The sequence below is a fragment of the Ardenticatenales bacterium genome, assembly GCA_020634515.1.
Taxonomy (GTDB): Bacteria; Chloroflexota; Anaerolineae; order Promineifilales; family Promineifilaceae; genus JAGVTM01.
In genome coordinates, this window is the sequence record JACKBL010000006.1 from 301,615 (window position 1) to 326,280 (window position 24,666).

Below are 24,666 nucleotides of genomic sequence, written 5' to 3' on the forward strand. Positions count from 1 at the left end.
AGGGCGACGTATGCGGCGTGTAAACTTCATTTGGGGATCTCCTGATTTGGGCGACAATTGGGATGGGCTGTCGGTTTTTTCGAAGTCGCAAACGAAACGTATACAGGACAACGCAGCCATCAAGCGGTTTGCTTTGGCTGCTTTTGCGTGGGTGTCGTGCGTGGAGGGCGGGCCAGGCGCTGCCGCACGCGCGCGTCCGGTTCTTGCCTGGTTGCCCATAACTGGCTGAAGTAGAGGATGAAGCCGGCCAGGATGCCCGCGAGGATCGCGCCTGAGGCTTCCGCCTGATAGATGACAAAAATCGTAGCCAGGCCAAAACCCAGGCTAAGAGACAAATCCGGGTTTTTGCCGGTGAGAATGCCGCGGTCGATGCCGAGGGCGACATCCATCAGAATTAGCCCTGTGGGGATGGCGATTTCTCGCTCAATGGTGAAGGCGAGAATGCCGATCGGCATCAAGAGGGGGAGGAACAGGAGGGCGTGGACAATGCCTGTCGCCAGGTCGGCGAAGAGAATGGAGAGGAGGGTGAAGAGAATGCCGGCACTCCACCCCACCAACGCCCCTTGCCCAAAGGTGCGCCAGTCTACCTCCTTGCCGGAGAGTGCCAATACGCCAACAACCGGCGCGCTCAGCAAAAAGGCCAGGAGGGTTGCCTGCCCCGCTGCCGATAGTAGCAGCCGCCAACCCCGCCGCCGTCCGGCCACCTGGGGACGAAAATGCCGCCAGAACGCTCGTTGATCCAGCCAGACGGCGCGCGCAATACTGAACCACCGTCGTGCTTGCCCGGCGGCCTGTTCCTCGTGGTCGTCATGAAGGGGCCGAATTTGGACCATACGCGAACCCTGGTGATGGTGGCCTTATCGGCGGACCGTGATTGTCCACCGACGAGAGTTGTTCGCGGACGACGGCAAACGGTGCGCGCCAGACGCAACGAAAGACAGTGTCTCTTTGCCGCACTTGGGGCATGGCCAATGCTGTATGCAATTGATAGCGATCAAACTTGTAACGACTAAGCCAGATTGGACCAATTTCCAGCTTTACGAAAATACCAACAAACGCCTGCTTGCGGGATTCTTGCAGGGGGTTTGTTGGAGGTGAAGCTGAATGCCGGCATCTCCTCGCTTTACCCTTCGGCTTGTGTCTAAACGCACCCCAACAACACAATCCGACAGGTTCCCACCGATTATTTGCCGCTGCCCCTCAAACTCGTGTACGGGAAGAACCGGGAATGACTTTCACCGCCATCTTCCCGGAAGCTACGCTGATGCTCAATCGGGAATCATGTTATCAAATCAGGTTATTTTCTCCAAACCAATTCGCTGCTTTTTCCATCTCCAAACGGAAAAAGTGCCAATTGGCATGAATGTCAATGACAATCGTCATTCGATGTCTTCTTCGGCTGCCAACAGGATGTCCAGCCAGGCATCTACCTCCGCATCGGAGAGTTCTCCTAGTCGATCTAGCAACCGCGCCGCTTCGTCACCGCGCGGCGAATGCGCCCGCGTCGTTTGATTGATGACGCTGCCGGCGGAGGGGGAGATGGGCCTGATCTGACCGAGGGCGTCTGTTGCCAGTTGCGCCAGCGTGATTCCCTCGTAAAAAACGGCGATGGGAACCGAGACGGCCAGCCCCGTTTCCATCGTCTTTTTCAATGATAGGGCCATCAGCGAATCCACGCCCAGGTTGATCAGCGCTTCCTGGGCGTCAATGTCGCCGGCGGGCAACCCTAATAAGTCCGCCAACTGTTGCCGCAAAAACGCTTCCAGCAAGTCATAGCCGCCCCCGATCGGCGCCTCCACAATTTGCGCCCGTGTCAGGGTATGAAGGGGAGAGGAACGGTCGGCCAACCGGTGGTCAGGATGTCGTTGCGTAGGCGGACGCATGACGGCGGCCTGGATGATGTGCGGGCGGCGCAGCAGTTGCGCCAGGGCTTCCAGCGCCGTTGCCGGCGGCAGGGGGAGGAGGGTGGCATTGAATGTTTCATCGCGGGCGGCCATGCCCGTTTCCGCCCACGGTCCCCAGTTGATGCTTAATGCCGGCATTCCCGCCCGCGCACGATAATGGGCCAACGCATCCAGAAACGCATTTGCGCCACTATATGCACCCAAGAGCGGAGAACTCAGCAGCGTCGCGACGGAGGAATAGCAAACGAAAAAGTCGAGCCGTTCCGCCGCCGTCAACGTATGCAGCAGCCAGGCTCCCACCGCCTTGGGCCGCAGCGTTTCCCACAGCGTTGCCGCCGTCAACTCGGTCAGCGGCAGCCGCGCCGCCACACCCGCCGCGTGAATGACACCATACAGCGGTTGCGTCTCCTGTCGCAAATACGGCGCAAGCGCCGCGCCCAACCCGTCCGCGTCGGCCACATCAGCAGCCACAACCGTCACGACCGTGCCCGCGCGCTCCATCCGGCGTACGGCATCAATCTGCGCGCCGAAGCGGTCCAAAACGGTCGCATCATCCCAGCGATGCCGTGGCGGCAGCCCTGTACGGCCAAGCAAGATCAATCGCCCCGCGCCCTGTTGCGCCAGCCATTGAGCCGTCCGCAAACCCAATCCCCCCAGACCACCCGTAATCAGGTAGCTGCCATCCGCGCGCACCGGTATCTCTCGTGACGGGGATGGCAGTGCAAAAGCGAGGAACCGGGCGGCATAACGGCTTGTCCCGCGCCAGGCCACCTGAGTCTCCGCGTCGTTGACGCCCAGTTCGGTCAGCAAGGCGTGAACCGCGTCCTGATCCTCTTGCGGGGGCAGGTCCACCAATTTGCCGCGCGGAATGTCAAACTCCCGCAAAGCCGCTCGCCCTAAGCCCCACAACGTCGCTTGCCCTGGGGCGACAGGCGCATCCGCCAGGGGATATGCCCCACGGGTGGCGAATAAAATAGGAAGGTCGGGCAATGATTGGGCGGCTGCGCGCAGGAGGTTGACGGCGGATAGATTGACCGCAAGCTGCCCGGACCGCCATGCGTCCCCGGCGGTCTGGGGTGGCGAGGGCGCGTCCAGGCCCCACAAATAGACGACGCCATCATATTGCCTCATGGTCAGCATGGCCTGGTAGTGGGCGAGATTTTGGGGGTCGATTTCATAGTCATCACCCGACCTGACCTGATAGCCATGACCCGGCCAGACGAGTGTGCACCGATTATCCTGGCCGTCACCGATGTCCCCGGCGGTCAAAGCAGTTGCCAGAGCGACGCCAATTTGCCGGGCGTCGGCGAAAATTAGCCAGTTTTGTCCGTGCGGCGGCGTCGGGGGCGGCGGCGCGGGTTCCCAGGTCATCTGGAAAAAAACGTCTTCTTGAGGTGACTGCTCGCGCGGCAGATAACGAAAATGGACACCGCGCATGGTTGCCAGCAATATGCCGGCATCATCGTAAACCTCGACGTCCCCACGACGCGATTGCCGATCGGCGTCGTCCGGTGGCAGCACCTTTCCCCGACTCCACGCCCGTGTCCCCGGACGTCCATACAGCGCCACCTGCTCCACGTGGCTCAGCACGAAAGCGCCGCCAGGGTTCGCGGGATCGGCGGACAGCAAGGCGGCCAGGACGTGACCACAGGCATCCAACATCGCCGGGGGAAACTGGTAGCCGACCGCGGCGTCATCCGGCCCGCGCAGCTCGGCGACAGCTTCCCCCGGACCCAACCAGAACCGTTGCACGGCCTGGAAGTGAGGCCCCCACTGATTGCCGCGGGCGGCCTGCCGCGCATAGAAATCTGTGCCGGTCTCTTCTTGAGCGCAGGCGTCGCGCCACGCAGCCAGATTGCCGGTCGGTTCTTGTGCCGGCATTTCCGCCGCAACCCACGCCTGACCACTCACATGCAGCACCCAATCGCTATCACCCTGGAAGGCGCGGCTATAAATCTGGAACGCGCACCCTCGCCTGTTTGCCGGTGTGCGCCACACCATTTGCACCCGTGGTAGCTCACCGTCACGCAAATAGAGGGGTTCGTGAAAAACCAGTTCCGTTATCCGGATCGCTCCCGCGCCAAAATGCGCCACCAGGGCCGCGGCGACCATTTCCAGGAAACCGGCCCCGGGCATAACCCCTTCTCCCCGCACGCGATGTTGCGCCAGGTAGGTTAGTTCCGGTTTGTCTAGCGATAGCTCCCATATGATCTGGTCGGGCAGGTGCGCCAGCAGGGTCGGCGTGCCCAGCAGGGGGTTCCCAGAAACGGGCGGCGGCGACCAACGCCCTGTTCCGGGCACACCGGCAGGCTGTAACCAGAAGCGTTCACGCTGCCACGGGTAGGTCGGCAGGGAAACGGCGGGGCCGGGGGTCAGGTGGATGCGTTCCCACGGTACGGGGAAACCAAAGGCGTAAAGGGCGGCAAGGATGCGCAGAGAGGACCCGGCGTCCTCGGAGGAGGGAAGCAGGGGGAGAATCAGCCGTTCGGCGTCTTCCTCGGGGAAGGCGTCCGCCAGGGCCGCCGTCGTGGACTCTTCCGCGCTCAGGGAGACGAAGATGTTGTGCCCGCCGGCGCGCAGGGCACGCAGTTGGGCGGGCAAATCCGCCGTTTCCGCCATGAGCGTGGCCAGAGGCATCAATCCCCAGGTCGCCCATCGGGCCAACGACTCGGGGCGGGCGTCTGCGTCGTCGGTGATGAAGACGGGCTTGAAGCGACGGCGCGGCCGTCCCCGGCTGACGGCATAGGTGGACGAGGGGATGTCGTGGAGAAAGGCGTCGAGGGCGGTTAAAATGCCGGCATGATCCCTCCCCACCAGCGCCAGATGAACCGAATGATGTTCGCGGCGGAGGCTGGCCGTTTCGCAGATGGCCGCCAGCGGCAACCCCGCACCCGCGTTCGCCAGGAAATGGCGGTAGGCGTGGGCCAGGTCTCGCAGCGCCGTCGGTGTGCGCGCGGAAAGGGGTAAGAGATAATGGGCTTCTCCTGATGCCGCGGGCGAAGAGGGAGCGGCAACGGACGCCGGCGCCGCGGCCAGGACGACGTGCGCATTAGTCCCGCCAAAGCCAAAGGAACTAACCCCGGCCAGCGCCGGTCCTGTCTCCGGCCAGGGTGTTAAGGTGTGCGCGACGCGCAAGGGCAGCGCCGCGAAGGGGATGTTCGGATTGGGCGTATGGAAGTGCAGGGTAGGGGGGATGGCGCGGTGTTTGAGCGCCAGGGAGACTTTGATGAGGCCGGCAATGCCGGCAGCAGACTCCAGATGGCCTAGATTGCTCTTGACCGAGCCAATCAGGCAGGGCTGCTCCGGTGAGCGGTCCACTGCCAGCACCGCGCCCAACGCCATCGCCTCCAGCGGATCGCCCAACGGCGTCCCCGTACCGTGCGCCTCGACATATTGCACGGCCCCAGGTGAGACCCCGGCCCGCTCATAAGCCGCACGCAAAACAGCCTCCTGTGCCCAACGATTGGGGGCGGTGAGGCCGTTGCTGCGACCATCCTGGTTCACCGCCGTTCCCCGGATAATGGCGTAGATCGCGTCTCCGTCCGCCACGGCGTCCGCCAGCCGCTTCAAAACGACCACGCCGGCGCCTTCGCCGCGCACAATGCCGTTGGCACCGGCGTCAAACGGCTTACAACACCCATCGGGCGACATCAAACTGGCTTTCGTGAAATAGATCGACCCCCAGGGAGAGAGCAGCGCATTGACGCCGCCGGCAATGGCCAGGCGGCACTCTCCGCGCGCCAGGCTGGCGCAGGCCAGGTCCACGGCAACCAGGGAGGAGGAGCAAGCTGTGTCCACGGCCACGCTCGGACCGTGGAAATCGAACACGTAGGAAAGGCGGTTGGCGGCGATGCAGTAACCGTTGCCGGGGCAGGTGTAGGCGTCAACCACCTCCGGCGCGAAACGGGAGATTTCGCCATAATCGTTGCTCATGATGCCCACAAAGACGCCCACGGACGCGCCTGCCAGTTGGGAGGGAACAATGCCGGCATCTTCCAGGCTCTCCCAGGTGACTTCTAGCAGCAGTCGCTGCTGCGGGTCCATCTGCACGGCTTCAACAGGCGCAATCTTGAAGAAGGCGGCATCAAATTGATCAATCTGATCAAGAAAGCCACCCCGGCGGGTGTTCATTTTTCCCGCAGCCGTTGCATCTTCATCATAAAAAGAGGCGGCCCAGCGTTCCGGCGGCGTTTCCCGCACGGCGTCCCCGCCCGCACGCAGCAACTCCCAAAACGCCTGCGGGTTGTGCGCGCCGGGAAAGCGGCAGCCAATTCCGATGATGGCGACAGGTTCCATGCTGATTAGCTCAGTATTCCGTAGTCAGGTGATGGGATAGGGCGGCAATGGTAGGATATTCATAAGCCAACGTGGGGCTAAGTTCGATCCCCAACCAATCTTCCAGGTCGGCCGTCATGCTCACCGCAGTGATAGAGGTGAGTCCGTAACCGGCGAAGGGTTGTTCAATGTCTATTTCGTCGGGGTTTAGCAGCAGCCAGGTGGATAGGCGGTTAATGAGCCAGTCTTGTATTTCTTCCTCTCGCTGCGGGTCAGGCGATTTGGGCGGCAGTGCGGACAATGTGGTCTCCTATCTGATTTTTGAGCAACTGGTTGGCGCCTTCGTAGATTGCCAGGATTTTGGCATCGCGGAACATCTTTTCCACGGGGTACTCTTTGCTGTAGCCGTAGCCGCCGTGGAGTTGGACGGCGTCGGTGGTCACTTGCATGGCGATCTCCGAGGCATAGTATTTGGCCATGGCGGAGAAGGTGTTGGCCTGCGGATGTTGTGTGGCGGCGTAGAGCGCGGCGCGGTAGGTGAGGGAGCGGGCCGTTTCAATTTTCACGAGCATGTCGGCCAGCAGATGTTGTAGGGCCTGGAAGCGGATGATTTTTTGCCCGAACTGTTCGCGCTGGCGTGTGTATTTGATGGCTTCGTGGTAGGCGCCCGTGGCGACGCCAACGGAGAGGGCGGCAACGCTGACGCGGGAGCGGGCGAGTGTTTGCAGGAGTTGGAGGAGGCCGCGATTGGGTTTGAGGCCAATAAGGTTATCCACGGGAACGGCTACGTCTTGCAGGATGAGCTGGCGAGTATGGGAGCAACGGATGCCTAACTTGTTTTCGAGCTGGCCGAAGGAGAGGCCGGGGGTGTCTTTTTCGACGATGAAGCAGGAGATGCCGCCTATGCTGCCCGTGCCGGCAAAAATGCAATAAATATCCGCCTGTCCCGCATTGGTGATCCACTGTTTGACGCCATTGAGGACGTAGTAGTCGCCTGATTTCACCGCTGTCGTAGAAAGGTTGAGGACGTCGGAGCCGGCATCCGGTTCCGTCACGGCCAGCGCCCCCAGCTTTTCGCCGCCGGCGAGCAGGGGGAGGTACTTTTGTTTTTGCGCTTCTGTGCCGCCGCACTTGATGGGCAGCGCCGCCAGCGTGGTGGATGCGCCGAAGGTGGTGGCCACGCCCAGGCAGTATTGGGCGATGGTTTCGACAATGCGAAAAGGCATCAAGGGGGAGAGACCGAGGCCGCCATATTCGGCTTCAAACATGCCGGCAAATAACCCTACCTCTCGAAATTTGCGCAGAATGGCTGTGGGGAACTGGCCTGTTTCATCCAACTCCGCGCGCGCGGGCAGGATTTCGCGGCGGCAGACCTGGTGCGTCAGCGCCAGAAGCGCCTCTTCCTCGTCGGTGAGCGGGAAAAGCGGGTCTTGGTTGTACGAGATCATGAGTCCGTCCATCGTTCCAGGCGATTCGCCAGATAATCGTGGCGACACGCATGACGCTGTATTTTGCCGCTTGAGGTTTTAGGAATCGTGCGCGCCCGCAGGAGAACCACGTCATCAGGGAGGATGTCGTGCTGCCGGACCACGGTGCGCTGAATGGCGCGGCTGATTTCCTGGGGGAGGGGGGTGGCGTCCGGGTGTGGCTGCACTTCGGCTATCACGATCAATCGCTCGGCTCCGTCCCGATCAACGGAAAAGGCGGCGCAGCAGCCGGGGCGGATGGCTGTATGGCTTTTTTCGACGGTTTCTTCAATGTCCTGGGGGTAGTAGTTGCGCCCGTTGAGGATGATCAGGTCTTTGATGCGGCCGGCGATGAATAGCTCTCCCGCATGGACGAAGCCGAGGTCGCCGGTGCGCATGAAGGGGCCTTCGTTTGTGCCGGCAATCGTGGCGGCGAATATCTCCTGCGACTGTTGGGGACGCTGCCAGTAGCCCTGCGTGATACCCGGCCCGGAAACCCAGATTTCGCCAATTTGCCCGTCGGGGCGGCGTTGACGTGTTTGCGGGTCAACAATGGCAATGCGCGTGTCTTCTTGCACAAGCCAACCGCAACCCACAAGCGTTTGCGCTTCGTCGTTGCCCATATCCGCGGCCACCGCCCGCCCCTGAGCCAATGCCGCGTTATCGAACGCCGCGAACAGGGGCATCTGCTCCCGTGTACCGCCGGAGACGAGCAAAGTGGCCTCGGCCAGTCCATAGCAGGGATAAAAAGCATTGGCGCCGAAGCCCGCGGGGGCAAACCGGGCGCTAAACGCTTCAATGGTGCTGGCGCGTACCGGTTCCGCGCCGTTGTAGGCGGACAGCCAGCAGCTCAAGTCTAGCTGCGCCACCTGTTCCGGCGTGATCTTGCGCACGCACAATTCGTAGCCAAAGTTGGGGCCGCCACTGTGGTCAACGCGAAATTCGGTGATAGCTTGCAGCCAGCGTAAGGGGCGCTGGATAAACATGAGGGGAGACATCAGGTAGCCGGGGCAGCCGCTGAACAGAGGCTGCAAGATGCCGTCGATCAGGCCCATGTCGTGGATGTGTGGCAGCCAGGTGAGAGATGTGCTTTGCTCGGAGAGCTGAAAGACGTGCTGCATGTCGGCGAGGTTGTGCAGCAGGTTGCCGTGGCTGACCATGACGCCTTTGGGGGCGGCGGTGGAGCCGGAGGTGTATTGCAGGAAGGCGAGCGTGTCTTCATCGGCGGGCGGTTGTTGCCATCGGGGGGCGAGGTCGTTTTCTAGCGTGTCCGTGGCCAGCCAATGGATGGCGCGGAGGGCGGGATGGGCGTCCAGGAGGGGTTGGGCGTCGTTGAGGAGGGTGGCTGTGGTTAGGGCGGCGATGGGGCGGGCGTCTTGGAGGATGGCCTGGAAGCGGGGGAGCGTTTGACGCAGGCGGTAGGGTTCGGGCGGGTAGGTGGGGACGGCGATTGTGCCGGCATACAGGCAGCCAAAAAAAGCGGCGACATACGGCAGGCCCGGCGGATAGAGCAGCAAAACGCGCTCTCCCTGCGCCCGAATTTGCTGCAAATGCGCGGCAATGTTTCTCGCCTGCCGGTCTAATTGCCCATAGGTGAGTGTCTCGTTTTCCGGCTTGCCGCCAAAGAGGAACGTGTATGCCATTCTGTGGGGCTGCTCCGCGGCGCGGGCGCGCAAGAGCGAAGTCAATGTGGGAAAAGCGGTGGCATGGGGCATATTTCGCTAAGGGTTGACGATGAAATAGAGCACGGAATTGCATCGTCAGTTTGGAAGAACGGTTCCGTTCCTAAGCCAGGAGAGGCAACAGCCTGGCGGCAGGCTCCACCAGACGGCCATCGGCATCGTAATGGGGCAGGCCATTGAAGGCAAATACGTGATCGATGGCGTACAGGCTGCCGCGCGCGTAGTCAAGAACGAGAACATCCTCAGGACGATGGGGAATCTGTGCTTTGAGGGAATCGGGCAGGTATTGCGGCATGGCTGCCTGGTGCCATTTGAGGATGATCTTCTCCGGCTGCTCCGGCGTCGGGTAGAAGCCAACGATTTCAAATTTGCCAAAGTCATGGGAGGCCAGGACAACGCCTTTTTTCTCCAGGCCGCTCAGGTGTCGCTTGGATTCGGCCACGTTGCGGAATGCTTCGTCCAATTGCAGTGCGTATTGCTCAACGCCGCGGACGGGCATGAAAATGGTCAGGTAGTAGGCGACGATCTGGTTGTCGAGGAAGGCGCGTTGTAAGTGAGTGAGTGTCTCGACGCTGTCGTTGACGCCTTTGACGATTGCCGGCTGGCCTTTGATTTGAATGCCGGCATTTTGCAATGCCCTGATTGCCCGCTGCGCCTGTTCGTCCAACTCCGCCGGGTGGTTGATCTGGGCGATGACCTGCACCTGCTTGCCGGGGCGGGCGGCGGTCTGGCGCAGGAAATCCAGCAGTGTTTCATCCAGAAACCGTTCCGGGTCGTAGGCCAATCCTTTGGTGGCAAAGCGGACCGTGCGGATGGATGGCATCTCCAGCAGCCCCTGGACCAGACGGATCAAATCCGTAGAGCGGCGGAAGGCGGCCGGATCGCCGCCGGTGAAGAGTACGTTGTCAATTTCCGGGTGCTGCTGCAGGTACCGCTGTGCTGCCTGCACCTTGCTGTCGTAGGAATGCGCCGGGGCGGTGTGCTCCAGGCGAATTTCATTCACCTTATAGCAGAACTGGCAGTTAGCGACGCAGTAGTCGTCAATGTGCAGCAGCAGCGTTTTCTCGTATTTGTGTTGAATAAATGGCTCGTGTCCCTGGCGATAGGTGCGGTTGCCGTAGGGGTCAAAGCGACCCACAAATGGTTTTTCGCCCGGCGGTGGCAAGACAATGTTCAGTAGTTGCTCCCGATAGGGCGTGTCTTGTTGGGCAATGAGTTGCGCGTAGTGCCCGGTGACGCGAAAAGGCATGAAGGATGCGCGCAGCGCGCGCAGGTAATCTTGTTGCTCGCGCCCTGACAAACCGACGATGGTGGCGAATTCGTGGAATCCGTTAATGCCGGCAAAAACCTTGAGATTCACGCGATCTTCCTCCCGAGATAGGCTTTCAGTTCACGGCACGTGGTGCGGGTATGTCCCCAGAACCGCCCGTAAAACCAGAAAACGTCATCTTGTCAGCAGCCCCCCGGTCTGGCACATCCAAACCCTGCAGCGCCTCCTATTTTACTCATGAACTTCGGGGCTGCCAGTGTAATTAGGCAGTAGAAATCCGTGCTGAATGTAACAAGTGGTGCTCATGGGGCGGTCCGGCGCGTTGGATGAAAGATGACAGGAGCCTTGACCGGGCGACCTGGTCGTCCGGCATCGCCGCGGTGTCCGGGCAAGGGGGCGTGAATAGACATAATCTATCTTTTCGGATGACGTGACGACGTATAGTTAAACTAACATATATTAGCTAAAGAAACGTCTCTTGACGGTTATCACCCCTTTGCGTATCAAGACGCACGCCGGGGCGGAACTCAAAACATCCTCAAGCAAGGACAAGAATTTCTGGGCCTTTAGGATTTCGTGGGGCTTTGTCATTCTGAGCAGCGCGAGGAATCCCTACACCTAAATTTCCGATTTATTCAGCCGGGCAACTAGACGCGCCTCTCTTTGTCCGATTTGTACCGGCATTTGTGCCGGCATTTTTACCGGCATTTGTGCCGGCATTTTTACCGGCATTTGTGCCGGCATTTTTACCGGCATTTGTGCCGGCATTTTCCCACGCGCCGGCCACCACAACAGGCATACTACACGAAATACGAGGGTCCTTTGCACTCGTGCGGACAAAGCCGGCCGGCATGACAGCGAGACCCCTGTGACCCTTTAGCACGATGGGCGCGAGATGACCATCAGGGTTACGTTGGGCGAGTCCCCCCCCACCCTTTTCCTGTCACTGAGAATTAGATAAGCAGTCCGGCGTCGATAGCAACCACCGCCGCCGGACGCGCTATACTTCGGAAGTTAAGGGTTCGTGTCCACCCAAATTGGTCCAATCTGTTATGTAAACGAGAGCAAAGGTTATGAATAATTGGGTTCGTCGTTTGTTGATGGTAGGCGCGCTGGTGATCACCCTGTCAGTGGGGATTGGCATAGGCGTGGCGCTAGATAGGTTGGTGTTTACCGCATTTGCTGCACCGGATAATGTGAGCGCGGATGCCATGCCGGCATTTAAGCTGATGGCCGAGGCGTGGAACACCATTGACGCCAACTACGTGGACCGGGCAGCCGTCGAGAGTACGTCGCTTTCTTATGGCGCAATTGCCGGCATGGTAGACGCTCTCGGCGACACAGGACACAGCCGCTTCCTCACCCCCGAAATGCTACGCGAAGAACAGATACAGAACCGGGGCCAATTTGAAGGCATCGGTGCTTACGTAGATATGCGCGACGGACTCGTCACCATTGTCTCCCCCATTGACAACTCCCCCGCCCAGGAAGCCGGCCTACAACCAGGTGACGTGATGATGGCCGTGGATGGCGTGGACGTGACCACGGGCTTCACGCTCGACGAAGTCGTGCAGCGCGTGCTGGGGCCGGCCGGGACGCAGGTGACGCTTACCATCTTCAGACCGGACACAGGGGAGACCTGGGACGTAACCCTGACGCGGGCGCGCATCAAACTGGTCAACGTAACCTGGGCGCGGATTCCGGGCACGAACCTGGCCCACGTACGCATGTCGGCCTTCAGCCAGGGCGTCACCGACGATCTGCAAAAAGCGCTGGGCGAAATCGCCGACGCCGGGTTGGATGGCATCATCCTCGACTTGCGTAACAATCCAGGCGGCCTGCTCAGCGAAGCAGTCGGCACAACCAGCCAATTCCTCGGCCCTGACAACAACGTCCTCATACAACGCGACGCCCAGGGCAACGAAGTCAGCACACCCGCCAGCGCCAACGGCGCTGCCCTGGACGTGCCTCTCGTTGTCCTCATCAATCAGGGCAGCGCCAGCGCCAGCGAGATCGTCTCCGGCGCGCTGCAAGATGCCGGACGTGCCCAGCTCGTCGGCGAAACGACATTCGGAACAGGCACGGTCCTCAACCAGTTCGCCCTCTCCGATGGTTCCGCCATGCTGTTGGCAACGCAAGAATGGCTCACCCCCAAAGGGCGCGTCATCTGGCATGAAGGCATCGCCCCCGATGTGGCCGTTGATCTGGAGATGGACACCCGACCGCTGCTGCCCACCGCCGAGCGCGACCTGAGCGCCGGGCAGCTTCAATCGAGCGGGGACGCACAACTGCTGCGTGCCATCGACCTGTTGCAAGGTCCATAGGCGTTGCCCACCCACAGCGCGGCACACGCTTGCTGAGCTGACCGGCGACGACCAACCCAGAACCACCCACCTTTCGAGATCATCATTCACGCCTAAAACGCCATTTTGTGTTACACTTGCATCAATGGCAAGGCATGTAACGCTTCCCATCTCTGGTCGTCCCATTCCCGCCGAACCCGCGTGGCTGCATCAGGCCAGCTACTTGTTGGAAGTCGGACAAAGCGTCAAGACGGAGACCACGTACCGCAGTGGTCTTCGTCTTTTTGCGGACTGGCTGCAACATTTTGGCCGCGATGGTTACGTGACGACGCAGGCGTGGCCCCTCTCGCCCGCGCAGTTGACGCAGCCAACCGTCCTCCAATTTCGCAACTGGCTCATTGCCAACCGCTCTCGTTCCACGGCAACAACGTACATGGCCGCCGTCCTGGGGTATCTGTTCTTTCTGGATGGGTTGGATTTATTGCCGGCATCTTTCCGCCTCGGAAAATTGCAGCAACAGCTCAGCCGCCGACAGATCGAACGCAACCAGGCCGAAACCGTCATTGATCTGGACGAAGCGCGGCAAGCCATCCCCCTCATCGTCACCTACTACGACAACCTCCCCCTCCCCCCACAAAACGCGCCCTTCAACCGACGACTCTCCCTCCTGCGCAACCGCGCCCTCGTCCACGTCCTCTACGCCACCGCCGCCCGCCTTTCCGAAGTCATCTCCCTCAATCGCGGCAACGTCGCCCACGGCAATGCCAGCTACGCCAACGTCACCGGCAAAGGGGCCAAACCGCGTACCATCTACCTGCGACCCCATGCGCAGCAGGCCATCCGCGCCTATCTATTGGAACGACGGGACACCAACCCCGCCCTGTTCGTCGCCCACAGCCGCAACACGCGCAGCGCCCGCCTCTCCAAGACCTCCGCGCACAATGTGGTCAAGGCTGCCGTGCGCGCGCTCAAGCTAGACCCCACCCTTTCCGCGCACGACTTTCGCCACTACCGCGCCACGCAGCTTTTGCGTGACGGGATGCCGCTGGAAGTCGTGCAGGAATACTTGGGACACGCGGACATCTCCACCACGCGGGGCATCTATGCCCCCGTGCTGGGCACGCATGTGGTGAGCGAGTGGCTGGATAACGTGGATCAGTCGCCGGCGGAAGCATCCGCGCAATTACGGCGGGATGGAATGCGAACAGGTACGGAAGACGCGGAACGTACATGATGCCGCCATTATTCACCAACCGCCAACCCACACAACATTCGCACAGGAGTTCAAAATGAAGAAATCAATACTCTGGCTGGTCGCGGGCCTGGTCGTCGTCATGTTGGCCGTGGCCCTGCCCGGCCTCGCCGCGCGCGCCCAGGCGGATGCCCCCGATAGCAGTCTTCCCGGCGGCACATTTGCCGTGCGCATTTATTACAACGAAATCAGCGACCTGGATAACCTCAACGGCTACGATGTTTGGGAATACAACAACCTGAAGGAGCGCTACGTGCTGGCATCCATGACTCAGGACGGCTATTACCAACTGGCGCAACAAGGTTGGCGCATGGAGGTAGATGAAGAAGGCACGAACATGCTCAACCCGGCCTACGTGGACGCTCTGCTAGACGAATATCGTACGGTTGATCAGCTCTATGCGGATATGGACGCCATCCATGCCGCCAATCCCACCATCACGGAAATCGTGGACTATGGCGATAGCTACTGCAAGAGTATTGGTGGCTGCGTAACCCCCGGCGGCGACGCGCAGGCTGGCTACGATTTACGCGCCATGCGTATTACCAACCAGGCCATCACCGGCGACAAGCCCGCCTTCTTCCTCATGGCCAACATCCACGCACGTGAAATCACCACGCCGGAACTGGCGATGCGCATGATCGATTGGCTCGTCAACGGCTACAACACCAACGCGGACGCCACCTGGATCGTCGATTACCATGAGGTCTGGGTTGTCCCCTCCGTCAACCCGGATGGGCGCTGGATCGTTGACCTGGGCACGCAGCCGCCCTACAACAACGGCCGCTGGACGCAGCGCAAGAACGCCAATCGCAGCGATGGCTGCAACAGTTGGCCGCCAAACGGCTTTTCCCAGTACGGCATTGACCTGAACCGCAACCACAGCTTCATGTGGAATTCGGGCGGCAGCAGCGGCCAGCCCTGCAACCTGGAATTCCGCGGCTCTAGCGCGGCCTCCGAAATGGAAGTGGCCCAATTGGAAACCCTGGTAAAGTCGATCATCCCTGATCAACGAGGTCCGGGAATCACCGACCCCGCGCCACTGACCGCGACCGGTATCTTCATTACCATGCACAGTTACAGCGAACTGGTGCTCTGGCCGTGGGGTTTTACCACCTCACCCGCGCCCAATAAGGTTAACCTGCAGAAAATCGGTGACAAATTCGCCACCTACAACGGCTACACGTCTTGCCAGCCATCAATCTGTCTTTACGACACCAGCGGTACGTCGGACGACTTTGCCTATGGCGAATTGGGCGTCGCCTCCTTCACATTTGAAGTGGGCACTTCCTTCATGCCGCCGTACAGCCAGATCGATTCGATACAATGGCCGGACAATGCTCCCGCGCTGCAATATGCGGCACGCATCGCCCGCATGCCCTACAAACTGGTCGAGGGACCGGACTCACGCAACCTGTCCGCCACTCCCTTCGCGCCCAACCAGGTCTTCCTGCGCGCCGAGTTAAACGATACGCAAAACGGAGGACAGGTGATCAAGTTTGGGTTCTACTCCATTGACAAACCGTATTGGGTTGCCGGATTCTCGCCGCACGCGCTGTATCCGCGAGATGGTTCGTATAACACGAGCAACGAAGTTGGCGCCGCGGTGATTGACACCAGCGGCCTGACACCCGGTCGCCACATCATCTACGTCCACGCCATGGACGTGAACAACAACCTCGGTCCGGCCAGCGCTATCTTCCTGGACGTACCGTAGGAGAGATACTGTAGGATTCAATGGGTGCGGCGCACGCATATGTACGTGTGCGCCGCACCGTTTCATCGTTGTTGGGGGAGTTGGCGTCGCGCGCCAGGGGAGGTTATCATTGATCGTGAAACCGCCTCCTAGTTTTGCCCTTTTTGTTAGCGCCAAACATTGAACAGGACCTTTATGATGAATAGCGACATTCTTTCTGCCCCCCTGCCCGCGGAGACAGGTTCATTTCTCCCGCTGCTGCTGGTGATAGCCCTGGCGTTTATTGTGCCGGTGCTCATCAATCGCATCAATCGCTGGCTGGCGCTGCCCGTGGTTGTGGGCGAGATTTTGCTGGGCATATTGCTGGGTCAGGTTTATCCGGAACTGGCATCGGATACCGTACTGGCTATCTTATCCGAGATCGGTTTTGGGATTCTGTTTTTTCTGGCCGGCACGGAAATAGACTTCCGCAGCCTGAGAATAAATCGGGCCGAAACAGGAAAGAACAGCTTAAGCGAGACATTGCGCAGCCCCGTGCCTCTGGGAATCCTCAGTTTTTTGTTGACCCTGTTGCTCTCATGGGGTTTCGTTTATGCCCTGTCGCGCACCAATCTACTCCAGGGCAACAACTGGCTCTTTCTCATCCTCATTTTTGCTCCCTCGTCACTGGGCCTGATCGTGGCCGTCCTCAAGGAAAGCGGTTATATCAGTCGTCCTCTGGGCCAGACCATTCTGGTTGCGGCGACGATTGCTGACTTTGGTACGCTCCTTATTCTCACGATTGTCGTGGCTGTGATTGAGATTGGCGGGTTTCACCCAGAAGTGCTGCTGGTGAGCCTGGTATTCGTGGGGTTTGTGGCCGCGTATGTGGCCTTCAACTACGTTTACACCAGCGACACGGTGCAGCGATTTATCTCGGCCATAAACACACCGACATCCCAGGTCAAACTCCGCTTTTCCTTTGCCCTGTTTCTCACGTTTGTGGTGTTGTCGGAGCAGTTGGGCGCGGAGATTGTGTTGGGGACGTTTCTTGCCGGCATGTTAATCTCCTTGCTCGCCCGTCCCGAAGACAAAGAAGTGGTACACCAACTGGAATCCGTCGGCTTTGGTTTCTTTATTCCCGTGTTTTTTATTATGGTGGGCGTGCGTTTTAACGTAGGCGCGTTGTTGGCGGACCCGGAGGCATTGTGGCTTGTGCCGGCATTTGCCCTTGTCGCCATCCTGGTCAAAGTCGTTCCCGCACTCCTCTTCCGTTGGTCCTTCGGTTGGCGCGCCACCATCGCCGGCGGTATGTTACTCACCGCGCGCATGTCCCTGATCATCGCCGAAGCCGCCATTGGCGTCGAACTCGGCATCCTCACCTCCGCCATCAACGCGGACATCATCCTGCTCGCCATCGTCATGGCCACTTTGGGGCCGCTGCTCTTCAACCGCCTCATACCCCCCATCACCGATGTAGGGGCGCCGCCCATTATTGTTGCCGGCGCGGACAAATTCGGCCTGGAAGTGGCGGAACAACTGCGCGGTCACCATGAACCCGTGCTGCTCATCGACGACGACCCCGGACGCATCGCGCAGGCGCGCGCCCGGGGTTTCGAGGCCATCATCGGGCGCCTCGACCGGCCGCACAAGGAGATCGTGCCTCACCTGGCCCGCGCCAACCGCCTCGTAACCACCTACGCAGACATAGAGCGGAATTATGCCATTTGTCGCTATGTGTGCAGCCAGTTCGACATCGAACACATCGTCACCCAGGTCCCCGATCCGGCGGCGCTGGACCGCTTTCAACGCCTCGGCGTCACAGCCACCAACCCGGCTACGGACTACGCCGCCCTCGTCGTCATGCTCACGCGCAATCCGGCCGCGTTTGACCTGATGACGCGCATTGACGATGACAAGGAGGTCCACGAATTCGTGGTACGCAATCCGACGGTCATTGGGAAACGTCTGCGCGACCTCAGCCTGCCCCCAGGCGTCCTGATTCTCGCCGTCAAACGAGAAGGCGAACTGCTTGTGCCCACGGCGGATACCCGCTTTGAGCGGGATGACCATGTGACGCTGGTCGGCGCGGCGGATTATGTGGACCACGCCTTCGCCGTTTTCACAAATAGTGACGGATCGGCGGTTCAGTGATATGCTAGAGGTTTGTTTGCGTCATTTCCAGACGGAAGCTAAGTGGCTGCCCGCAATTAAATTAGCGGAAATGTGCGGGCAGCTTGTCAGTAACCGCCCGTAAAAAGTGTGAAGTTGTTTTCGGGCGGTTACTAATGGCATGTCAGTTTAGCGAATCGGCCAGATACGACACGCTCCTATGATCTCAAGAAGTTTTGAATTAGTATGCTGAACCAAGAAGAACAAATCCATTCGCCCGATGCCACGCTGGCGGCGGAGACCGCCCGGCGACGTACATTTGCTATTATTTCGCACCCGGATGCCGGCAAAACCACCCTCACGGAGAAATTGCTGCTCTACGGCAATGCCATCCATCTTGCCGGCAGCGTCCGCGCCCGCCGCGACCAGCGCAGTGCCACCTCCGACTGGATGGCGATTGAGCGGGAGCGTGGCATTTCCATTACCTCCACGGTGCTCCAGTTCCCTTACAAAGGCTGTATCATCAATCTGCTGGATACGCCCGGCCACCAGGATTTTTCGGAGGACACCTATCGCACGTTGATGGCCGCGGACAGCGCGGTGATGGTGTTGGACGCGGCCAAAGGCGTGGAGGCACAGACACGGAAATTGTTTGAAGTATGCCGGCAACGCGGCATCCCCGTCTTCACCTTCATCAACAAAATGGATCGCCCGGCGCAAGACCCGCTAGGACTGCTTGATGAAGTAGAAAACATCCTGGGAATGCAGCCCGTACCCATGAACTGGCCCATCGGCGACGGCGAGAGCTTCCTCGGCGTCTATGACCGCCTCACCGCGCAGGTGTACCTCTTTGACCGCACGGTGCGCAACCAGACCATTTCGCCACAGACGATCACGACGCTCGACGATCCGCGTGTGCGCCGGGGTTTGAGCGATGCGCGTTTGGACGACTTGCTTACCAATATCGGTCTGCTGGATGAGATGGCGACCTTTGATCTGGCGCAGGTGCGGGGAGGACGGCAAACGCCCGTTTACTTTGGCAGCGCCCTCACCAACTTTGGCGTGCGGTTGTTCCTCGACGACTTCATCCAGTATGCTCCCGCGCCCGGTTCTTATCATAGCGATATGGGTCCTATTCCACCCACCGGACCAGACTTTTCCGGCTTTGTCTTCAAAATTCAGGCGAACATGAATCCACGCCACCGCGATAGTGTCGCCTTTGTGCGCATATGCAGTGGGCGCTTTGAACGTAATATGTCGGTTCATCACCCGCGCACGACGCGGCAGTTGCGGCTGTCCCGCCCCTACAAGTTTTTCGCCGACGACCGCGAGGTGGTGGACGATGCCTACCCTGGCGACATCATTGGCCTGCCGGGAAATGATTATTTCAGCATCGGGGATACGATAAATGCCGGCAGCACGCTCTTCAACTACGACCCCATTCCCACCTTCCCCGCGGAACACTTCGCCCGCCTCATTAATATGGACGTGAGCAAGCAAAAGCAGTTCATCAAGGGACTCGACCAACTACGCACCGAAGGCGCCATGCAAATCCTCTACGAAGCCGACGCCATGCGCCGCGATCCCATCCTGGCCGTCGTGGGAATGCTCCAGTTTGACGTGGTCGAAGCCCGTCTGGAAGGCGAGTACGGCGTGGTCACGCGCCGACAGATGTTGCCGCAGTCCATTTGTCGCTGGATCGAAGGTCCGGAAACGGACATTGCGCAGCTCCCCTGGCGCTATGGTCTGTTACGCGCCCACGACACCGCCGGTCGCCTGGTCGGCCTCTTCAACTCCCAACATGAACTGACCTACTATCAGGGTAAATTCCCTCACCTCAGTTTCAAGGAAACGCCGTGAAGAGGCGTGTCAGCCTTCCCACAAGCCGCGACGAGGCGTTTTGGGCTTGAAATCGAGCTTCCGGGATAATTTTCACAACCACCTTCCCGGAAGCTGTTTTGATACCAAGTGAATCGAGCTTCCGGGAAGATCTCTGGGACCATATACCCTAGAGGCTGACTAGATACCTTCCGGGAATATCTCCAACCATCCGGGCCATCCGTGACTATTTTCACCCCTCATGTTGCGCCCCGCTCATCGGGGCCGCCCTGGAGAATCAAAAATGAGCGAAAAACACATACTGGAACGACAAAATGGGATCATTGCCGGTGTCTGTGGCGGCATTGCCGCGTACTATGGCTGGAGTCCGTTTATCATTCGCCTGATATTCTTCTTGCTCCTGCTGCCTGGTGGACTGCCAGGTCTGCTGCCTTACCTGGTGTTGTGGCTCCTGATCCCCAAGAAACGATGAGCCATTTACAGAAAAGTCGTGTCATACACCACAGGAGTCGTGAGAGCCGTTTGATATTCTAAAGGAAACGACCCAGGAATCGGGGGCGGCGGAGAGACATAAACTTGCAGGAGGGCAATATGTCTTACGCTGTTTTTCTCGAAGTACTCGCCCGCGCCGTCTCCGACCAGAAATTTCGCCAGGAAATCTTTGAAGACCCGGCGAACGCTCTCCGCGGTTACGACCTCACGCCTGAGGAAGTGGCCCTGTTCAACGGGCTTGATGAAAGCAACTGGGACGCATTTGTGGCCCAGTATGGCTCACTAGGACCCGATGGCAGTATCCACCCGGGCACTGGCACCTGACACACCTGACACTGGATGGCTATTCTTCATGGAGACTGAGAAGATGTGTGGCTTCACGCTCACATCGTTCCCTGTCGGCGGCATGCGCCCGCTGTGTCGCCGACAGGCACTGTTCCAGGTAAGTCTTGCGCCGCGCGGGATCCTCCTCCAAACGCGCCAACTCCAGCAACAACAACGGTAAATAATCCGGGCAGCCCTGCTCTTCAACCAGTCGCCGACCAACAGAGAAATGTGCTACCGCGCGCGCCTTATCCCCCTTTTGCCGTGCCGCCACTCCCTGAAAGTACGCCACGGCGGGCCGCCACCAGGATATGTTGATTGCCCCTGCTTCCGCCTGATCGAGCAGCGTCCTTGCTTCCGCGTTGCGCCCTTGCGCCAGCGCCACCTGCGCCAGGCCAATCAGCACCCGCGTGTGTTCTACCGCATATTGCCTGGTGCGCGAGCCAATGAGCGATTGCGCCTGTTTCAAATGATAGGCGGCTTCGTCCCACATTTCTTGTGCCGCGGCCAGGTTGTGACCCCATTGCAGGTGGGCTTCGACCAGGGTGTAGTCGTCATCCATGTCTTCTAGCATATCCACCGCGCGCCTCAGGTCTGCCGCGGCTGCGTCGTATGCGCCCAGGTAACCATGAATCCCCCCCCGGTTTGCCAGGACGATGGCTAATAGATTCCGCCCCGCCTTCTGTGCCAGGAGGGCCGCCTCGTTCAGGGTTTCCAGCGCTTTGGTTGCGTGTCCGGCTTCAAACTGACACCAGGCCAGATTGTTGAGCGTGTAGCCGACGTTCACGGTGACGCTGAATGCGCGCGCCAGCCGTACTCCTTTGCTGAGGGCGTCGATGGCCTTGTCTAGCTGACGCTGGGAGTAGTAAATGAAGGCGCTGGCCTCTAGCGCCAATGCCAGGCGGTGCTGGCTACCTACTTGCTGGCAGAGGCGCACGGCCTCATCGACTTCTTGCAACGCTTCGCTGTAATTGCCGGCATTCGCCGCCGCCCAACCATCCCACAAATACGCCAGCGCCAGGTCATCCACAGTAATCCGCTCCGCCAACGCCTTCACCGGTTGCGTATAATTGACAATCTCCCCATACTTTGATTGGCGAAACTTCAACTCCGCCAGCAAGTTATTCGCATGCGCGAGATGCCCCCACGCCTCATGCGCTCGCGCCAGCGCCAATGCCTCCGCAAACAACGGTTCCGCCCGCTCATATTCCCCAAACATCAACCAGATATGTCCCTGCGATAGCCCCACATGCGCCGCCACATCCGCGTACTGGTCCACGCCCAACGCCTGCAAATGGTTTTGCGCCAGCGTATACAGGTCAATTGCTTCCCAATTGGCGTAAATCCGGCGCGCCTCATCCGCCGCCCCCACCGCATACGTTAACCCTTTCTGCCGCAGCTTTGCCTGCCCGCAATGATACGCCAACACGCCATAGTGAGGTTTCAGGTTTTCCGCGTGGGTCGCCTCCAACCAGGAGACAATTTGTGTATGAAGTTCCTGCCGCTGCGCGTAGGGCAGGCTTTCGTAAGCCACCTCGCGCATCATGACGTGCTGGAATTGGTGCGTGATGGTGGATTCCGCGGTCACTGCCTGCGCGATGTCCGCGTGTGACAGCTGCGCCAACTGCTGCGCCATGTGGATGCCCGGCGTGGAACCGACGAGGTGTTGCAGGAGTGATAGATCAAAGCGGCGGCCAATAACGGCGGCTATCTGTGCCAGGTAGCGGGTGGATGCCGGCAATCGGTCCAACCGCGCCAGCACCAACCCATGAATCGTATCCGGCAACTGCACCCCCTCCAGCCGGTCCCTATCCAGCGTTACCCGCGTCCCGCGCCGCAGCACGCCCATCCCCTCCAGCGCCTGCACGGCTTCCCGCAGAAACATGGGATTGACGGGACTGGCCTGCCCATCCCGATCCCGTAGCCCCAGGCGCTGCTCCACCGCCGGCGGCAGCTCCAAATCCCCTATATAATGCCGCAGGAGTTCGGAAGCGTGCCGCGGTGGCAGATCCGCCAGCGGCACACGGCTGCACGTTGGCCGCAGCAGCGCCGCCAGGGGTCTTTCCGCTTGCGCCGGCGCGTCATGGTGGGCTTGCATAGTCAGCACGACGGCGAAGGGCACGTCATGGACTTCCTCGGTGAGCGCATCAATCATCTCTAAGGTGGCCCGGTCCACCCAATGCACGTCCTCAAAACACAACAGCAGCGGTTGCTGCCGGGCGCGACCCAAAAAGCAGCCCCGCACCAGGTCAAAGAACCGTACCTGCCGGGCTTTCGCCGTCAGGTTGGCCAGCGATGCCGGCATTTCTCCCCCCAAACCCAGCACATCCCCCCATAAAGCCGCATCCTCCCCCGCCTCCGGGAAAAGCGCCTCGGTTTGTTGACGCACGCGCTCTTGTTGGGAAGATGCCGGCATCCCCGCCTCCAACCCGAAAAAAGCGCGCCAAATCTCCAACCACGGCCCATAAGGCACATCCACCATGTGCGACTGGCAAAAAGCTACGTAATCCGTCCCCCCCTGCGCCCGCCAATAGGCTATCCCCTCCACAACCAGGCGCGTTTTTCCTACACCCACCCCGCCAGACACGGCGACCACGCTGCCTAATCCCCGCAGGGCCGTGTCCAGGCTGCCCAGCAACAGGTCCATCTCCGCCTCCCGCCCCACCAGCGGAATCGTACGCGCCTGCCGGGCGTCATCCAACCCCAATGCCGGGCGCGGACGTTCGCGCAGCGCGCGATAAGGCCGAATCATGACTTGCTTCCCCTTCACCTTCACCGACGGCATTGCCGCGAAGACCGCCACATTCTCGGCGCGATGCGCGGCAGCCTCCGCCACGACCACCTCTCCCTCCTCGCTCAATTGCATCAGCCGCGCCGACAGATTAACCACGTCTCCCACCACGGTATACTCTCGCCGGCTCTCGGCGCCAATGGGTCCGGCAAACACCTTACCCGCCGCCAGCCCCACCTGCTGCCGCGTGATGAAGTCTGGCTTTTCCCGCTGCAACGCCAGCGCGCAGCGGACCGCTCGCTCTGGCGCATCCGGGGCCACGGGCGCGCCAAACATGATGTGCAGTTGGCTCCCCTTGTCCCCGATCAAGACGCGATTGAGGTAGGCGGATGCGCCCCCATAGCGAGCCACGATCTCCTCCGCCCAGGCAAAATACCGTTGCAACAGCGTGCCTGCCGCCGCGCTGGCGTAATCCAGGCCGCCAAACTGCACAAAGAGGCTGGTCACGGGGCGATGTTCCGCCAGCGAGAGGTGGGGGCCGAAGTTCAGCCCTTGCACCAATGCCGCGGGCAGGAATGCCGGCGCCGCCTGCGCCAGTCGCGCATGGTCCGCCTCCGAAAAATGGGACCAATCTAGCAGCGGTAGTGCCGGCAATGCCGGCAACGGATGCACCCACGGCTGAAAATCCCTGGTGGCGGGAGACCCCACTTCACGCATCAAGGCCGCGCTGGCGATCACCTGCCGCGCGCTCGCCTGCTTCTCCGCGTTCACCGCATCATCCACGCCCGCCCCGGCCAGCACAAATTCCGCGTGCGTTTCCGGATCGCCGACCACCATTTCCAGGCATTCGCCATAACCCACGCCGATCTTCAGCGTGAGGGGGAAAGTGGACGGTTTCCCCGGAGGGCGCTCCGTTTGCGCCTGGCTCAACTGCGTCCACATCAACGACTGCATCTTCTGGGCGCAGACCAATGCCCGCCGCGCCGCGTCCGTCACGCCCCCTTCCGGGAAGTAAACGGTCATGGCGTCCCCGTGGAAGTGGCTCACCGCGCCGCCCGCCTCGTGAATGATCGCAATCAGGGGCGTGAAAGTGTCCTCCAGGACGCGGCTCAACTCCTCCGCGCCCCGCGGCCCATCCGTCGCCAGTTCCTCGGACATGGCTGTGAAGCCGGAGATGTCCGCGAACAGGGTGGCGGCGCGAATCTGGCGCGGCTCGCCCGGCGTGGGCGGCTCCCCGCGCAAAATCTGGCGCGCCAGCGTCACCGGCAAGTACGCCGCCAGCCGCCGCGCCCAGGGGACAACGTGGGCGACCTGTGTTTCGTCCCTCATAGTGCGCCGCGT

The 24,666-nt window shown here is 60.4% G+C and carries 15 protein-coding genes; 7 read left to right on the forward strand and 8 right to left on the reverse strand.

The window, feature by feature from the left end; translation table 11 throughout:
- Window positions 1–119: 119 nt before the first annotated feature.
- From H6650_17100 to H6650_17130, 7 genes are all read right to left on the reverse strand, one after another.
- The gene (locus H6650_17100) at window positions 120–833 is read right to left on the reverse strand and encodes a hypothetical protein (GenBank protein MCB8953726.1); all 714 of its coding nucleotides are present in this window, start codon (window positions 831–833) and stop codon (window positions 120–122) included.
- A 546-nt stretch (window positions 834–1,379) separates the two neighbouring features.
- A complete protein-coding gene (locus tag H6650_17105) occupies window positions 1,380–6,200 on the reverse strand; it encodes a polyketide synthase dehydratase domain-containing protein (protein MCB8953727.1) in 4,821 nt (1,606 codons plus the stop codon).
- A 10-nt stretch (window positions 6,201–6,210) separates the two neighbouring features.
- Window positions 6,211–6,480, reverse strand: a complete 270-nt coding sequence (locus tag H6650_17110) for an acyl carrier protein (GenBank protein MCB8953728.1) — start codon at window positions 6,478–6,480, stop codon at window positions 6,211–6,213.
- Window positions 6,452–7,624, reverse strand: a complete 1,173-nt coding sequence (locus H6650_17115) for an acyl-CoA dehydrogenase family protein (GenBank protein ID MCB8953729.1) — start codon at window positions 7,622–7,624, stop codon at window positions 6,452–6,454. The genes H6650_17110 and H6650_17115 overlap by 29 nt, the downstream gene beginning before the upstream one ends.
- A complete protein-coding gene (locus tag H6650_17120) occupies window positions 7,624–9,360 on the reverse strand; it encodes a fatty acyl-AMP ligase (protein MCB8953730.1) in 1,737 nt (578 codons plus the stop codon). The genes H6650_17115 and H6650_17120 overlap by 1 nt, the downstream gene beginning before the upstream one ends.
- 70 nt (window positions 9,361–9,430) lie before the next feature.
- Entirely contained in the window at window positions 9,431–10,687 is a 1,257-nt protein-coding gene (locus H6650_17125; GenBank protein ID MCB8953731.1) for a lysine 2,3-aminomutase, read from the reverse strand.
- Between the two features lie 541 nt (window positions 10,688–11,228).
- A complete protein-coding gene (locus H6650_17130; protein MCB8953732.1) occupies window positions 11,229–11,396 on the reverse strand; it encodes a hypothetical protein in 168 nt (55 codons plus the stop codon).
- Window positions 11,397–11,670: 274 nt separating this feature from the next.
- Between H6650_17130 and H6650_17135 the strand changes: the two genes are divergently transcribed.
- From H6650_17135 to H6650_17165, 7 genes are all read left to right on the forward strand, one after another.
- Window positions 11,671–12,921 (forward strand): S41 family peptidase, encoded by a 1,251-nt coding sequence (locus tag H6650_17135; protein MCB8953733.1) that lies wholly within the window; start codon window positions 11,671–11,673, stop codon window positions 12,919–12,921.
- A gap of 124 nt (window positions 12,922–13,045) precedes the next feature.
- The gene (locus H6650_17140) at window positions 13,046–14,134 is read left to right on the forward strand and encodes a tyrosine-type recombinase/integrase (protein MCB8953734.1); all 1,089 of its coding nucleotides are present in this window, start codon (window positions 13,046–13,048) and stop codon (window positions 14,132–14,134) included.
- Between the two features lie 55 nt (window positions 14,135–14,189).
- The gene (locus H6650_17145; protein MCB8953735.1) at window positions 14,190–15,869 is read left to right on the forward strand and encodes a peptidase M14; all 1,680 of its coding nucleotides are present in this window, start codon (window positions 14,190–14,192) and stop codon (window positions 15,867–15,869) included.
- A 174-nt stretch (window positions 15,870–16,043) separates the two neighbouring features.
- Entirely contained in the window at window positions 16,044–17,981 is a 1,938-nt protein-coding gene (locus H6650_17150; GenBank protein MCB8953736.1) for a cation:proton antiporter, read from the forward strand.
- A gap of 204 nt (window positions 17,982–18,185) precedes the next feature.
- On the forward strand, window positions 18,186–19,799 hold the full coding sequence (locus H6650_17155) for a peptide chain release factor 3 (protein MCB8953737.1): 1,614 nt from the start codon (window positions 18,186–18,188) through the stop codon (window positions 19,797–19,799).
- Between the two features lie 262 nt (window positions 19,800–20,061).
- Window positions 20,062–20,250, forward strand: coding sequence for a PspC domain-containing protein (locus H6650_17160; protein MCB8953738.1), 189 nt, complete (start codon window positions 20,062–20,064; stop codon window positions 20,248–20,250).
- A gap of 119 nt (window positions 20,251–20,369) precedes the next feature.
- On the forward strand, window positions 20,370–20,594 hold the full coding sequence (locus tag H6650_17165; protein ID MCB8953739.1) for a hypothetical protein: 225 nt from the start codon (window positions 20,370–20,372) through the stop codon (window positions 20,592–20,594).
- 19 nt (window positions 20,595–20,613) lie between these two features.
- On the opposite strand, the gene H6650_17170 is transcribed toward H6650_17165, so the two are convergent.
- On the reverse strand, window positions 20,614–24,654 hold the full coding sequence (locus H6650_17170) for an AAA family ATPase (GenBank protein MCB8953740.1): 4,041 nt from the start codon (window positions 24,652–24,654) through the stop codon (window positions 20,614–20,616).
- Window positions 24,655–24,666: the final 12 nt, after the last annotated feature.